Origin of the sequence: Sphingobacterium sp. Mn56C (genome assembly GCF_049319645.1) — a bacterium.
GTDB lineage: Bacteria > Bacteroidota > Bacteroidia > Sphingobacteriales > Sphingobacteriaceae > Sphingobacterium.
On record NZ_JBMOUC010000004.1, the window covers coordinates 225888 to 241101 of the forward strand.

A 15214-nucleotide genomic window follows, 5' to 3' on the forward strand; every position below is an offset into this window, starting at 1 on the left:
TTTCATTCTTATGGCAAAGAAAATATTATTACTCGTAGGTGATTACGTCGAAGATTACGAAGCAATGGTGCCTTTCCAGGCTATGGGTGCTGTTGGTATCCAGGTTGATGCTATTGCTCCGGATCGTAAAAAGGGTGACTTTGTTCCTACTGCAGTGCACGATTTTACGGGCGACCAAACGTATAAGGAGCTTCGAGGGCATAATTTTGCCATCAACAAGGATTTCGATCAGGTTAACCCGGAAGAATACGATGGCTTGTATATTGCTGGTGGCCGCTCCGCAGAATACATCCGCCTCCATAAAAGGGTGATTGAAATTGTCCGGTATTTTTTTGATCATAATAAACCTGTGGCTGCCATATGTCATGGTATTCAGGTATTGACAACGGCTAAGGTTCTGCAAGGACGTACCCTTACTGCTTATATTGCTGTAGGCCCGGATATTGAACTTGCCGGAGGAACGTGGAAAAATATTCCTGCCGATCAGGCTGTCGTAGATGGCAATTTAGTAACTTCGCCAGCATGGCCTGGTCATCAGGCTTTACTTAGCGAATTCTACCGCTTATTAGGAATTACAATTCATATATAATGAAAAAAAACAAACGGTTATGGTTTATCGCCATACCACTTATTATTTTTTTGGGCTACTTACTTTATGATTCGTATAGCCAACCTTCTATTAAAGATATTGCTGGCGGTTTTGAGGAAACCGCCTTTGTACGCAATGAACAGAATAAAGGCGGTATTATCCGTATTTATGCGGTTTCAGTTTCCGATCCGTTAAATGCGAATTATGAAGCTTGTGCGGATTTGTTTCCGGTAAATGATTTCAATAGTACAACGCGGATTTTTTTCTTCGATAAAACAAAACCATTTCCGACAGTCTTACACATTGATCCTCCATATTACGATACTACACAATATGAGGCTATAAATATTATTAAAAGAACAGGTGCCAAGAAGTAAACCTTTCTTTGTTTTAACATTAAATTAATAGTAAGATAATATTGAAAATATAGTTTTGGACCAAACCAAGGATTTGCATGATACGTAAGATTATTCCGAGAGATGTTAGCTGGCTAAGCTTTAATGGTAGGGTATTGCAGGAGGCAACGGCAAAAGATGGCCCCCTACTTTCCAGAATTAAGTTTTTAGGCATTTTTTCTAATAACTTGGATGAGTTTTTCCGTGTTCGTGTGGCGGGGTTGAAACGGGCCTTGGTGGTGGATGAAAAGGAAGCCAAAAATATATTCTTCGAAAAACCGCAGCTTATTCTCGACGAACTGAATGCACGGGTTATAAAACAGCAGAAAAAGTTTGATAAGGCGTGGAGGGATATTCAGAAAGAGATGGCCAGGCAGCATGTTTTCTTAAAAAATAGCGAGAGTCTTTCCGACGAACAGAAAAGTTTTGTGGTTAATTATTATGAAGATGAGGTGGATTCCAATATTATTCCTTTATTATTGGACGACCATAGACCGATGCCTTACCTTCGCGATAAGTCGTTGTACTTGGGTGTTGCCATGATGAAGAAGGATTGGCAGTACGAAACGAAATTTGCTGTAATCGAAATCCCTACGCGTTTAATGGATAGGTTTGTTATTTTACCTTCTCCAGTAAATGAGGTGCATGTTATTTTATTGGAGGATATTATTACTTATAACTTACCTTTTATTTTTTCGTATTTCGGTTTCGATGAGTTTCAAGCGCATGCTTTTAAAATTACGCGTGATGCGGAGTTCGATCTTGACAACGATATTAACACCACCTTTGCAGACAAAATTGCTAAGGCCGTAAAAAGTCGACGCAAGGGTAAGCCTACACGCTTTGTGTTTGATAAGGAAATGGATAGCAGGCTGGTCGAATTTTTAATTAAGAAGTTAAATATCTCTAAAAAGGATAGTATTATCCCGGGACAGAAAATCCATAATTTTAAGGATTTCATGAATTTCCCTAATGTCTTTAAAAAGCATAACAACCCCGAAGAAAGAACATCATTTTTGCACCCTGAGTTGCAGGGAAAGCTGCGTGTAACGGATGTTATCACTAAAAAAGATATTTTGCTGTCCTTCCCTTACCATAGCTTTATTCATGTCATAGATTTATTGCGGGAAGCGGCTATGGATCCGGATGTTATAAGTATTCAGATTACGGCTTACCGCCTGGCGTCGAACTCGAAGGTTGCCAATGCCCTGGTAAATGCTGTACGTAATGGTAAACAGGTTACCGTGATGTTGGAGTTACGTGCACGCTTTGATGAGGAGCATAACTTGGATTGGAAGGAACGCCTGGAAATGGAGGGTGCAAAGGTATTGATTGGCATCCCTAATAAAAAGGTGCATGCTAAGCTGTGTATTATAAAAAAAAGGGTCGATAATAAGACCATACAGTATGGTTTTGTAAGCACAGGAAATATTAATGAAAAAACGGCTAAAATTTATGGCGACCATTGTTTGATGACAAGCAATAGAACCATTATGGCGGATATAAATAAGGTGTTTAATGCCTTACGAAGACCTAAACAGGATCTTAGCCAAACGCTTATTACTGGAAAAGGTCTCCTGACTTGCCCTTTTGATATGCGTAAGCAGATTTTGGCCTATATCGATACCGAAATTAGTGAGGCGAAAGCGGGCCGTAAATCGCATATTATTATTAAGGTGAATTCCTTTAGTGATAAAATACTGATTAAAAAAATATATGAAGCGGCTGAGGCGGGTGTTAAGATTGATATGATTGTCCGTAGTATTTACTGTGCCGTAAACTTAAGCACCTTTCAAAAACCTATACGCGCCATAAGTATTGTGGATGAATACTTGGAGCATGCGCGTGTTATGTACTTTTATAATGCCGGACGGGAGCTTACCTATATTTCCTCTGCCGATTGGATGACGCGAAACTTGGACCATCGCATTGAGGCTGCCGTGCGTATTAATGATAAAAAACTTAAAGCTGAACTTATCGATATCTTGAAAATACAACTTAAGGATAATGTGAAAGCTAGGGTGCTTAATAGTGCCTTAAACAATGCATTTGCCCATAATGATAAACCTGAGTTTCGCTCGCAGATCGAAATATACCATTACTTAAAAGGTAAAGCCATAGATAACAAGGTTTAATTGCTAATATTTTTAGTATCTTTACCATCGTTATGATGGATAAAGATTATCTTAAAGGTCGTGGTGCTCAGTTTAACCCCGACAATAGGTTTGTTAAACAAACCTATACCAAGGATTTTATGGAAGCGATAGACTGTTTTGATGCCGAAAGTAACAAAACGGTCTTTCTCCCTGCACAGGCGAAATCGCTTATTCATAAAATCGATAGCCCGGATGTTGGTATGTTGTATTCCGCAAATCCGTATCAGGGTTGTGAGCATGGTTGTATTTATTGTTATGCTCGCAATTCGCATACCTACTGGGATATGAGTGCGGGCTTAGATTTTGAACGTAAAATTATTGTCAAGGAAAATGCGCCTACACTTTTTAAACAGTATATTTCGCGCAAAAACTGGGACTTTAGCCCGATACATCTTGCCGGAAATACAGATGTGTACCAACCGGCAGAACGGCGGTTTGAGCTGACGAAACAAATTTTGGAAATCGCCCTCGAAGCTAAACAACCGGTTAGCATTATCACCAAAAATGCCCTTGTACTACGGGATATTGAGGTGCTGGAGGCTATGGCTAAGCAGCAATTGGTAAAGGTTGTTCTATCCATCAATTCCCTATCGGAGGATACACGACAGAAATTGGAACCGCGTACTGTTACGGCACAGCAGCGCTTAAAAGTTATCCAAGCGTTAAGCTTACGTCAGATTCCAGTGGGCATTAACGTTGCTCCCGTTATTCCGGGACTTACCGACCACGAGATTCCTCAGATTTTAAAGTATGCTGCCGAGGCTGGTGCCGTTTGGGCAAATTTTATCGTCCTTAGGTTAAATGGCCAGGTTGCCGATATTTTTAAGGATTGGCTGTCGGTTGCTTACCCGGATAGAAAACAGAAAATATGGCATGCTATCGCCAGTTGTCACCATGGGCAGGTATCGAATAGTAACTTTGGCGAGCGCATGAAAGGTTCCGGACAAATGGCACAATTAATTGCAGATACCTTTAAACTTCATGCGCGTAAAAATGGGTTAAATACGGGTGATTTTATCTTCTACCAAAGACCTAAAAAAAATGGTACGAATAGCGTGCAGTTGTCTCTTTTTTGAGATTCCTATTCTTAACCTACGCGATTACGAACAGGTCTTTAGGGTTTTGTATGCTCGCTGTACATGGTTTATGGAATAATATATACCCTATATCAAAATCCGAGCTCCCAGTTCCAAGTTCCGAGTTCCCAACATCTAAGCGTTTATTTTACGCACGAAGAGGTTATAGTTCTCATGTTTTTCGACGACAATAATTTCACCTGCATCAATAAACCCGTCCAGGGCAACAGCATCATACCATACGCCGTCGACTTCGATCTTTCCGGAAGGGCGAAGCACTGTTTTCGCAATCCCTTGTTTATGCAACAAATCGGCCTTAAGCACCGAAGAGACATAGCCTGTTTCAGCGCGTTGTTCGTCCTGCAAAACCAAACGTTTAAAGGTTGCAGAACGCAGGATATTACGTCCGAAAATAACCATCAGTATAATCGTAAGAACCATGGCGGCTATGACCACCATAAATGAATTTATTAACATACCAGGTTTTGAAATCTTAAAATCCAAAAAATCATTGGCCATCATGGAAAAGGCAAGTCCGCATAACATAAAAACTAAACCTAGGATCCCGACAATACCAAAGCCTGGTATCACAAAAACTTCCAGTGCCATTAAAATTACGCCGATAGCGAAGAGGGCAATCTCCCAATTGTCGGCTAACCCTTGAATGTAAAGAGGTGCAAAAAAGAGCGAGGCTGATATAAGGGCGACCACCAGGGCGAAACCTACTCCTGGCGTTTGCAATTCAAAATATATTCCGCCAATAATCCCCATAATTAAAATCCCCGACACCAAAGGTAGCGTTAGAAATCCGACTAAATAATCTACCCAGGTCCATTGATACTGCTGTACCTGTGCGTCTTGAATACCCAAACTTTGGTATATCTCGGCAGTAGATTTAACCACAGCACGGGCAATACCGGCGTTTACAGCTTCGGTAGCAGTAAAGGTCAGCACCTGCCCTTCCTCCTTATGATCGGGCAACACGACGCGGGGGTCTACAAAGGCTTCTGCAATCTTTGGATCTCGACCTTTGGCCTGCGCCGTTGCGCGCATTAACCCGCGCATATAGGATTGGTACTTCTCGGGCAGTACCTCCCCTTTTTCGTTTACAACAGATGCCGCACCTAAAGATGATCCATGATGCATAAAGATATAATCTGCGGCCAGGGCAATTAATGTTCCTGCCGAGGCGGCATTATTGTTTACGAATACTATGGTTTTCATATCGGCATCCAATAGTAGCGACCGTATAGAATCGGCAAAATTTACGGCTCCACCAAAGGTGTTCATATCCATCAGAAAGTAATCTGCCTTTTGTTGTTGTGCCTCTTGATACGATTTTTTTATAACCCGCCAGGCATTGGCGCCGACCTCATCCTTTAAACTGGTCTGGTAAATTTTTTGTGCAGACAGTGGTAAGGTATGGGTAAGGACAAAAAATAGTAACAACAAAATGGATTTCGTAAGTTTGTCGGGCATAATTTCTAGTTTTTTGTGATGACTAAAGATACAATTATAAAAGTATTCGAAAAAAGTTTTCCCTTTCCGATATGGAAAATAGAAGTGGACAGTCTACAAAATAGTTTGGCGATAGAATTCAGAGATAGCGAAACGACTATACCTAGCTTTGCCGTACTCGATTTTAGGGGCCAGGAAAAGTGCGCCCCCTTTGTTGCGGACGAAAAGGAATGGACGCTAGCGGCGATTCAAGGGGATTATCTTATTCTTAAACGTTTTGGTACCTCATCGCCTATTCAGGCTGGAATACAAATTATACATATCTCTACCGGCCGTATTATAAAAACGCTGATGGAGTATGTTTTACAGGAGGTATACCAGGATTTTATACGGGCAAACCATAGGGCTGTACCTTCAGGTATGCCTGTATGTATTGCTATTGCCACTGGCGATACGCAGTATGCTGGTAGGGAAACCTTTAAACTGCCGCATTCCGCGGTGCATTACCCCATTGCGTATCAGGGCTTCGTACCGGCTTTTATACAAGAGCTAGGCTTTACGGACCAGCTGTGGCTGCAGCCGTATGGTGATCTCTTTATCTGGTCGTATCATAAAGAAATGGATTCGACTTACCAGTTGCACCTCTGCATTTCGGATAAAACACAGCGCTTGGATGAGAAGGTTATTTTAATGGATCTGAAAAGATTAATTCCTCAACCTTATTTCCAGGTTCAGGAATATATTTTCTTTTTGTCGAATACTAAAGTGGAAATTAAAGCGTATTTAGTATAATTGTACAATATGAGAAGTAATAAAACAATAAAATCGTATCATAAAATATCATTCTTCTTCGCATTGAGTATGGGCTTATCCTTTGGTACTGCCCTAACTTCACCTACCCAAGCTCGGACTGTTAGCGCTGAAAATCGCTTCTCTGTGCCTGATTCGGTAGGTAGCGAAATCGTAAATGGGGAGCGCTTTGTGATCCATAAACTTACGCCACAAGAAACGTATTACCAGTTGGGTCGTATTTATAATGTTCCGGTAAAGGATATTATGACTGTAAATAAGAAGAAAAATCTGAAGGTTGGCGATGCGGTCAGAATACCGCGCGGAAAGGCTGTAGAGAATGTTGTTGCAACGCCAAAGCGGGATAAACCTTCGGTCGATAAAGCTAAACTTTTGCTGGATTTACAGGATATTACAGAATATAAGGTTGGAAAAAGTGAAACTTTGTTTGCCATATCGCGCAGATTTGGTATCTCCGTGGAGGATATAAAAAAGGTTAATGGCCTTACTTCGGATGCGCTCCGCGAAGGGCAATTGCTAAAGATTCCTAACCATAGCCTCCCCGAGCCGGAGCCGGAACCTCAACCGGTAGTACAACAAACAACGGTTCCAGAAGTGGTCGAGGAACGTCAGCCTATTGATGATTCGTATTTTAAACCCAATAAATACGGTATACGCGAGAAAAAGGAAAAAGGTATTGGTGTTCGTATGGACGACTTAACCACTGACGGTCAAACTAGTTTGGCTTTGCATAAGTTTGCTCCCGTAGGAACAATATTAAAAATTACTAATCCAATGAATAAAAGCGTTACTTTTGCAAAAGTAGTTGGAAAATTTGGAGATAACCAGGATACACAAGATGCAATTGTGGTGTTCTCTAAATCTGTTGCAACATCCATTGGCGCCTTAGATAGGAAATTTCTGGTAGAAATAACCTATGGTGTTCCGTTGGAGTAATTTTAATGTGCACAATTTAATGGAAAAACCTTATGTTATTGGTATTGCCGGAAGTAGTGGCTCTGGCAAGACTTTTTTTTTGAAAAGCTTTTTAAATCATTTTCAGGCGGATCAGATTACTTTAATTTCGCAAGACGATTATTATATACCCGCTAATACAAAAACACAGGAGGAAAATAGACTCTATAACTTTGATCTACCGACGTCTATAGATAGAGATGCTTTTTATAAGGATATTAAAGATCTTTTTGATGGCAAAACAATCCTTAAAGAGGAGTATACGTTTAATAATCCGAATATAAAACCAAAGATGTTAGAAATAAAACCCGCGCCGATTTTAATTGTTGAGGGTTTATTTATATTCTACTACCAAGAAATCAATGAGCTCCTAAATTATAGGGTTTTCATCGATGCGAAAGAGTCGGTTGCCTTGGATAGAAGGCTGAGAAGGGATTTAATTGAGCGCGGTTATGATCATGATGATGTGATGTACAAATGGATAGAACATGTGGTGCCTTCGTATAAGGAGTATTTACTGCCTTTTAAAGATATCTGTGACCAGGTTATCATCAACAATACGGATGATCCTGAGGTAATTCATGCCGCAACAAATACTATTTCTGAAGATTTAAGAGAAAAGTTACAAATATTCTAATTTATATTAAGTCTAAATAACTACCTTTGCAGTATGAGGTCATTGCAGCTTGAGATAAATCAAAATAGTCAAAATACGGATACCCAAGAATCACCAAAGGGTTTAAACCCTTTTGGTGATTTTTCATGTTGTGTTTTTAAAAAATGCTGTAAGAAATATAAACGTGGCAACCGTTGCAAAAAGTGCCCCGACAAATAGGCTTACGCTTCGTTATAATTCAAATCTTTATCAAAGCTTTCTTCCAGCTGTGTTAATGCAAATATGGCTATTGCTGATAGTATCACTAACGTAGCTATTGCAGCATAAATTATTCCCATAAAATCCAATAGGTAGCCGTACAGCATCGTGGATGGAATAAGTGCCCCACGCACAAAGTTTGGTGCTGTAGTTGCCACTGTAGCCCTTAGGTTGGTACCAAATTGCTCGGCAGAAATGGTGACAAATGTTGCCCAATAGCCGACACTTATCCCCATAAAAAATGCTATATAGAGAAACGTGGTTTCCGAGATACCAAAGCGGGTTAGGTATACGAACGCAGCAACTAGGGTTAATAGCTGAAACGCAAAAACTACCTTTTTACGCGACCGCAACCATTGTGCAAGCATTCCTGCGGCAATATCTCCCAGGGATAGCCCAATATAGGCAAACATCATTCCTTTTCCGGCACTTAATGTCGTTTCTGCCTGCAGCGCATTTCCGATTTCGGGTGCTTGTGTAATCAATACACCAATAACAAACCATATGGGTGTGCCAATTCCTATGCAGCACAAATAACGTTTGATACGTTCCCGATTGCCAAACAATAATCGAAGACTACCTTTTTTAATATGCTTTTTTGTGGCTGTATTTTCAAACAACCCCGACTCAAATGTGCCTACGCGTAGCAGCAGCAGCAGTAGCCCCATACCACCTCCAACAATATAAGCATTACGCCAGTCGAACCATTCCGATACATAGTAGGCTAAAACGGCACCGAAGACGCCAATACTGGCGACGAGCATGGTGCCATACCCGCGTTTGCCCCGTGGCAAAGATTCACTGACTAAGGTTATACCAGCACCCAGCTCGCCAGCAAGGCCTATGCCGGCAACAAAACGCACCATGCCATAGGTCGTTACATCGTTTACAAATCCGTTGTAGATATTGGCTAGGGAATATAGTAATATGGAGCCAAACAGGACTTTAATACGGCCGAATTTATCGCCAATAATACCCCAGAGTAAACCACCCAACAGTAAACCGCCCATCTGCATATTAAGTACAAACTCCCCTTTTTCGCGCATTAATTCATGGGGTACACCGATAGCATGGAAAGATGCTATACGTACAATAGAGAAGATTACCAAATCGTATATATCGACAAAATAACCCAAAGAAGCTACCAATACCAGCAGTCCTACGCCTTTATTCTTTGTTATTTTCATAATTGGTTTTTAGTTACCATCAAAATTAATACTCTTCCTTGTTTTGTCCAACTTAATTAACAGGAATTAGGTAAATCCATCATTTTATGTTGTACTTTTGTAGGTATGAAATTTACACCTTCATCATTGAAATGGCTACTACGGTCATATCCTCCCTTTTTGTTCCAACGTATCTGGGTGAAACGCATCCATAAGGACTTTAAGGGCATTGATGTCAAAATATATAAGAATATACTGAATATCAATTCGAATCGAACGATATTTGGGGGTACCATATTTTCGGCAATAGACCCGGTACATCCTATATTAATCGATCAAATTTTACGCGCTAGAGGCATAACGAAAACTATAGCCTGGTTAAAATCGGCTAAAATTGAATATTTAAAACCCGGAAGAACAGACCTACAGTTTTCAATAAAACTGAATGATACGGAAATTCAAGAAGCCTTCGACGAGATTCAGACGAGAGGGAAGGTCGTTAAAACTTTTGTTACCGAGGTGTTTGACAAAAATGGCATAAAATGTGCCATTTGCCACAATGAGATTTATATACGCAATTTAAACTTTGGCTTTAGAAATTAAGTCCATAAGTTTCCCATAGCATTACTTATTAGAATATAAAACTATGAAAAAGATCTTTTTTATGTTAACAGCAGGCGTTTTTATGTTGGCCTCTTGCCAGCAGTCTGCGACAAAAGAAGCGGTAAAACACCAGCAATTATCGCAACAAGCAATTGCAGTGCACGATGATATTATGCCACAGCTGTCTATATTTGAACGCACAACATTACGTATAGACTCCATATTAGGAAAGTTAGATCAGGCGCTAATCAAAGACCCTTCTTTGGATACCGTTAAAGTTGCTGCCGATTTAAATGCTTTAAAAACAAATTTAAATGCCGCAACGGATCATATGATGTCGTGGATGCATGCGTATGTTCCAGATAGTACGGATGTAAAATACCAGGAGGAGGAGTTGAAAAAGGTGAAATTGATGAAGAAACAATTTGAGGATGTTTCTTTAGAAAGTAACACCAAAATGGCTGCATTTTAATCTGGTGCCATGAAAAACGTACTTATATCGGCCTTTAGTGCTTTATTGGTTATGGGGGCATGCCAATCGAAAACACCGAAATTGCCTATTTATGGCGACCGCGATGTTGTGGAGAAAGAGGTTAATGGCAAAATGGTGGTAGACACCATATACCCTACTATTCCAACATTTTCCTTTCTAAATCAAGATTCGGTTACGATAACGGAGAAGCAATTTGACAACAAAATTTATGTAGCCAATTTCTTCTTTACGCATTGCCCTAGTATTTGCCCTACCATGCAACGTAATCTGTTAAAAGCGTACGAAAAATATAAAAACGATGCTAGGGTGGCTTTCTTGTCGCATAGCATAGATTTTAAATACGATAGCCCCTCTGTTTTAAAAAATTATGCTAACAAGCTGGGGGTCGACAATGTGCAATGGCAGTTTGTTACGGGTTCTAAGGCCGACATTTATGGTATTTCGGATAAGTATATGGTATATACCAAAGAAGATGCTTCGGTGGCAGGTGGCTACGACCACTCTGGCTATTTGGTGTTGGTGGACCACGATAAACACATCCGTGGTGCGTATGATGGCACCAACGATGAGGAGGTTCAAAAACTTTTAAAGGATATGGATATACTGCTTCAAGAATATAAATAAATAGGATGCGCATTCTTACTGTTGTAAATATTATTGGCCTGGTGATAGGTATTTTAAGCTACCTGTCATCCTGCCAATCTAACGTAAATATACAAACCGCCCAATTCGCCGTTAACGGACAAAAGTTGTATGTTGCTCATTGCCAAAATTGCCACGGTGCTAAGGGGGAAGGCCTCGGTAAGTTGTACCCTCCGCTTACCGATCATGATTTCCTTGAAAAAAATAGAGCGAAGTTAAGCTGTATTGTGCGCAATGGCCTTTCGGAGGAGATAGAGGTATCGGGACAAAAATTTAAGGAAACGATGCCTGCAAATCCACAACTAGCGGAATTGGAAATAGCCTATATTCTGACCTATATAACAACGAATTTTGGTAAATCTGATTCTACCTATTCTGCTGCTGAAGTAAAAGCGGCCTTACAAAATTGTAACAGGTAGTCGCTGCCTTCAATTACCTAGTACCTCCGTATTTTTTCGATGTCGAATACAGTGGCCTTTCTGCTGAAGAAGGGCTTTTCTTTTTATTAAATTTTTCGGTTAACTTTTTAGTTTCAGGATTCTGTGGGGGTTGTGCGTAGTTTGTAGAATAAAACGGGTAGTGTAGGACTGCAGCTCCCTCGGGAACAAAAAAAAAGGTTTTCAAACGGGGAGAATGAAAACCTTTACTAACCAATTATAAACCTAAATTATGATGGTACAAAGATAAGTGTAACATCTACACTTTGCAAGACCTATTAGTTGAATTAACAATTATTTAACACAAGACTTTTTTAACTGCCGCTAAAAGAAACAACTAACCTCTTTAATGCGAAATTATATAACAAAATTCTGACAAATGGTTAACGCGAGAAAGTGTACTTTTGTGACCGAATGAACGTTCAATTCACAGACAAAATAGAGAGCATCTTTAAGAACACGCTTGTTCTAATAAGAGAAAATGGTTTCCACGGTACGCCGATGAGCCAGATTGCGAAGGCTTCGGATGTAGCCATCGGTACGATATACCACTACTTCCCATCGAAGGAGAATTTAATTATCGAACTATTTAATTATAGTAAAGCAAAAGTTAATGATTTTATCTTCGAACAAGTAGATACTACGCAACCCTTTGAGTTGCAATTTAAGCAGGTACTAAAAGCTTTTTCTGCCTGCCATCTTGCAAATACGGATATTTTTAGCTTTATGGAGCAGTTTCATAATTCCCCCTTTAGTGAGTCGAATCATTGCAGCAAATTGGGGACCCCATATGGCGAAAACAATATTCAAAATTTTCTGTTAAAAGGGATAGAAGCAAAAATATTGAAACCCGTAGATATTGTAGTCCTTAAAGCAGCCTTTATTGGTCCGTTAATAACGTTTACCAAAGCGATAATTTTTGGAAAGATGGAATTTTCTGACGAACAATTAGAACAACTAATCAATATAATTTGGAACGGCGTAAAACAAAATAATGAAAATGAATAACAACCTAAAGCGTATACTATCGCTTGTATTTTTAGCTATTACAGGCTCCTCTGCAGTTTTTGCTCAACAGGGAGAACTCAGGAGCAAGGCAACCTTGGACGATTTGATTGATTATGCCTTACGTAACAAAATTGAAGTCAAGCAAGCGGCCATAGATAAAGAAATTGGCGAACGGGAGATCGCTTCTGCCCTTTCGGGATGGTTTCCACAGGTCAATGCCAATGGAAGTATGACGCATGCCTTGAAACTTCCTACCGTAAATTTCAACGGTAATAATATTGTTATGGGACAAGAAAATACTACGGCTTTAACTTTCCAAGCAGATCAAGCTATTATAAGCCCTCAATTGTTTCAAGCCTCCAAGGCTGCCAAGTTTATCCGTCAGCAAAACAACTTAAACGAAGAAAATACCAAAATCAATACGGTTGTAGATGTCAGCAAAGCGTATTATGATATTTTAACGAGTGAAGAACAGATTAAAATTATCCACGAGAATATCACACGTCTACAACGGCAGTATGCTGAAGCAAATGCACGCTACGAGGTGGGCTTGGTAGATAAAACGGACTATAAAAGAGCACAGATTGCCTTAAATAATACCAATGCGCAGCTGAAAACCGCAACGGAACTTCGAAAATATAAGTACGATTATTTAAAAATGCTGTTGGCTATTCCGGCCTCACGTGATATTACTTTATCTTTCATAGACCAAAATATGGAGCGTAATGTTTTGTTAGATACTGCCGAGAATTTACAAGCTCGGAAGCGTGTGGAATTTAAGCAGCTTGAAAATACTTTGCAGTTGCAGAAGTTAAATACCCAATATCAAAAATGGAACTTCTTACCGAAAGTAGGTGCTTTTGTAAACTATGGCTTAAATTACCGCGATAATAGTTTTTCCGACCAGTTTAGAAATAACTTCCCTTCATCTACGGTAGGGTTAAATCTTAGCCTTCCGATTTTTACGGGTACCAAACGTATTCAGGATTTGCGTAAATCGCAACTGCAGGAAGACCGATTAAAGCTACAAATTGAAAATCTGGAAAACCAAATCGGAACGGAGTATACGGCAGCAATGACGGCATATCGCTCGAATATCAATGAATGGCGAAACTCCAAGGAAAACATGGAACTTTCGCATGATGTTTACAACACTATAAAATTGCAATACGATGCAGGTGTAAAAACTTACCTGGATCTAATGACGGCAGATACAGACTTAAAAACAGCACAGCTTAATTATTTAAATGCCTTGTACGCGGTGTTATCTAGTAAACTGGATATCCAAAAAGCATTGGGCACGGTAAATATTAAATAATCAACATACCTCAAGATATAAGAAAACAAACATGAATAAAACTAATCTATTTTTCGCTTTACTTATTGGCTCAGGACTTCTTTGGCAATCTTGTGGCTCTAAAGAGAATAAGCAGCAGCAGGCAGCAAAAATGCAGCAAGCGGATATGCCTACACCGGTGTCTATGGCAGTGGTAACACAAGAAACGGTAGCTGGTTTAAAAAGCTACCCGGCAAATGTAGTGCCCCTACAGGAAACGGAAATCCGTGCTGAAGTAAGTGGATATATAACCCAAATATTTGTGAGTGATGGTGCTTTTGTAAGCAAAGGACAAAAATTGTATGAAATTGACCGCGTCCGCTACCAATCTGCTGTAGATCAAGCGAAAGCATCCTTAGAAATTGCCAAAGCAAACTTAGAACGCGTACAAAAAGATTTACAACGCTACCAGACGCTAGCCGATAAGGATGCGATTGCGAAGCAAACATTAGACTATGCCTTGACGGATGTAAATAACCAAAAAGCACAGGTTCAAGCTGCTGAGGCTGCTTTGATAACAGCGAAAACAAACTTACAGCGTTCGGTAATCAGCGCGCCTTTTAGCGGCCATGTTGGTATTTCACAGGTTAGAAACGGGGCCCTGGTAAATGCGGGTACAACATTATTAAATACCATATCCTCTACCAATCCTATTGCTGTAGAGTTTCAGGTGGCAGAGCGTGATATTCCACAGTTTATAAAACTACAATCGACCAACGGTACAACGCAGCTTTATGCAACCCTACCAGACGGAAGCCGCTACGAGGGTGTGGGGCGTATTGTTACGATAGATCGTGCTGTAGATAGCCAAACTGGAACATTGAAAGTACGCGCTTCGTTTGCCAATAATTCAAATGCCCTAATTGCGGGAATGAATACCACCATGAATGTGGAGAGCACATCTAGTCAGGAAGAACTGGTTATTCCATACAAAGCCATCTTTGAACAATTAGGAAGCTTTAACGTGTACACGGTAAATGATAGTAGTAAAGCCGAAATAAAACAAGTTACCTTAGGAAATAAAGTGGGTGATAAGGTTGTTATTACCGCTGGTCTTCAACTTGGTGAGAAGATTGTTGTGGATGGTGCTGCAAATGTAAAACCGGGTGCTAAAGTTGCTGATGCCGCCGCCGCTGCACCTGCTACACCTGCTGGCCCTGCACAAAATGCTGCACCTAAGAAATAAGTTTAATTGCCGAAAATTCTAAATAGCTAAT

Annotated in this window: 16 protein-coding genes; 14 read left to right on the forward strand and 2 right to left on the reverse strand. The window is 40.1% G+C overall.

Annotated features, from left to right (window positions below):
- The first annotated feature begins 10 nt into the window (after positions 1–10).
- The 4 genes from ACL9RF_RS12295 (at position 11) to ACL9RF_RS12310 (ending at position 4216) form a co-directional block, all read left to right on the forward strand.
- Positions 11–589: a DJ-1/PfpI family protein gene (locus ACL9RF_RS12295; protein WP_422800933.1), complete on the forward strand. Its 579-nt coding sequence runs from the start codon at positions 11–13 to the stop codon at positions 587–589.
- Positions 589–966, forward strand: coding sequence for a hypothetical protein (locus ACL9RF_RS12300; RefSeq protein WP_422800934.1), 378 nt, complete (start codon positions 589–591; stop codon positions 964–966). Before ACL9RF_RS12295 ends, ACL9RF_RS12300 begins: the two co-directional genes overlap by 1 nt.
- Before the next feature lie 77 nt (positions 967–1043).
- Entirely contained in the window at positions 1044–3119 is a 2076-nt protein-coding gene (gene ppk1, locus ACL9RF_RS12305) for a polyphosphate kinase 1 (protein WP_422800935.1), read from the forward strand.
- 32 nt (positions 3120–3151) lie between these two features.
- Positions 3152–4216 (forward strand): PA0069 family radical SAM protein, encoded by a 1065-nt coding sequence (locus tag ACL9RF_RS12310; RefSeq protein WP_422800936.1) that lies wholly within the window; start codon positions 3152–3154, stop codon positions 4214–4216.
- Positions 4217–4351: 135 nt separating this feature from the next.
- On the opposite strand, the gene ACL9RF_RS12315 is transcribed toward ACL9RF_RS12310, so the two are convergent.
- The gene (locus ACL9RF_RS12315) at positions 4352–5695 is read right to left on the reverse strand and encodes an NfeD family protein (RefSeq protein ID WP_422800937.1); all 1344 of its coding nucleotides are present in this window, start codon (positions 5693–5695) and stop codon (positions 4352–4354) included.
- An 18-nt stretch (positions 5696–5713) separates the two neighbouring features.
- Between ACL9RF_RS12315 and ACL9RF_RS12320 the strand changes: the two genes are divergently transcribed.
- The 3 genes from ACL9RF_RS12320 to ACL9RF_RS12330 are packed head-to-tail and all read left to right on the forward strand — an operon-like array spanning position 5714 to position 8075.
- Positions 5714–6466, forward strand: a complete 753-nt coding sequence (locus ACL9RF_RS12320) for a hypothetical protein (protein ID WP_422800938.1) — start codon at positions 5714–5716, stop codon at positions 6464–6466.
- 9 nt (positions 6467–6475) lie between these two features.
- Positions 6476–7420, forward strand: a complete 945-nt coding sequence (locus ACL9RF_RS12325) for a LysM peptidoglycan-binding domain-containing protein (protein WP_422800939.1) — start codon at positions 6476–6478, stop codon at positions 7418–7420.
- Entirely contained in the window at positions 7401–8075 is a 675-nt protein-coding gene (locus ACL9RF_RS12330) for a uridine kinase family protein (protein WP_422800940.1), read from the forward strand. The genes ACL9RF_RS12325 and ACL9RF_RS12330 overlap by 20 nt, the downstream gene beginning before the upstream one ends.
- A 200-nt stretch (positions 8076–8275) precedes the next feature.
- On the opposite strand, the gene ACL9RF_RS12335 is transcribed toward ACL9RF_RS12330, so the two are convergent.
- Positions 8276–9499 (reverse strand): MFS transporter, encoded by a 1224-nt coding sequence (locus tag ACL9RF_RS12335; RefSeq protein WP_422800941.1) that lies wholly within the window; start codon positions 9497–9499, stop codon positions 8276–8278.
- 105 nt (positions 9500–9604) lie between these two features.
- Between ACL9RF_RS12335 and ACL9RF_RS12340 the strand changes: the two genes are divergently transcribed.
- The 7 genes from ACL9RF_RS12340 (at position 9605) to ACL9RF_RS12370 (ending at position 15183) form a co-directional block, all read left to right on the forward strand.
- Positions 9605–10081, forward strand: coding sequence for a YiiD C-terminal domain-containing protein (locus ACL9RF_RS12340; protein WP_422800942.1), 477 nt, complete (start codon positions 9605–9607; stop codon positions 10079–10081).
- Positions 10082–10124: 43 nt separating this feature from the next.
- Positions 10125–10553, forward strand: coding sequence for a transposase (locus ACL9RF_RS12345; RefSeq protein WP_422800943.1), 429 nt, complete (start codon positions 10125–10127; stop codon positions 10551–10553).
- A 9-nt stretch (positions 10554–10562) separates the two neighbouring features.
- Positions 10563–11198 (forward strand): SCO family protein, encoded by a 636-nt coding sequence (locus tag ACL9RF_RS12350; protein WP_422800944.1) that lies wholly within the window; start codon positions 10563–10565, stop codon positions 11196–11198.
- A gap of 5 nt (positions 11199–11203) precedes the next feature.
- On the forward strand, positions 11204–11635 hold the full coding sequence (locus ACL9RF_RS12355; RefSeq protein WP_422800945.1) for a c-type cytochrome: 432 nt from the start codon (positions 11204–11206) through the stop codon (positions 11633–11635).
- Between the two features lie 432 nt (positions 11636–12067).
- Complete coding sequence (locus ACL9RF_RS12360; protein WP_422800946.1) at positions 12068–12661, forward strand: TetR/AcrR family transcriptional regulator; 594 nt, start codon at positions 12068–12070, stop codon at positions 12659–12661.
- Positions 12654–13979 (forward strand): TolC family protein, encoded by a 1326-nt coding sequence (locus ACL9RF_RS12365; RefSeq protein ID WP_422800947.1) that lies wholly within the window; start codon positions 12654–12656, stop codon positions 13977–13979. The genes ACL9RF_RS12360 and ACL9RF_RS12365 overlap by 8 nt, the downstream gene beginning before the upstream one ends.
- A gap of 31 nt (positions 13980–14010) precedes the next feature.
- Positions 14011–15183 (forward strand): efflux RND transporter periplasmic adaptor subunit, encoded by a 1173-nt coding sequence (locus ACL9RF_RS12370; protein ID WP_422800948.1) that lies wholly within the window; start codon positions 14011–14013, stop codon positions 15181–15183.
- Positions 15184–15214: the final 31 nt, after the last annotated feature.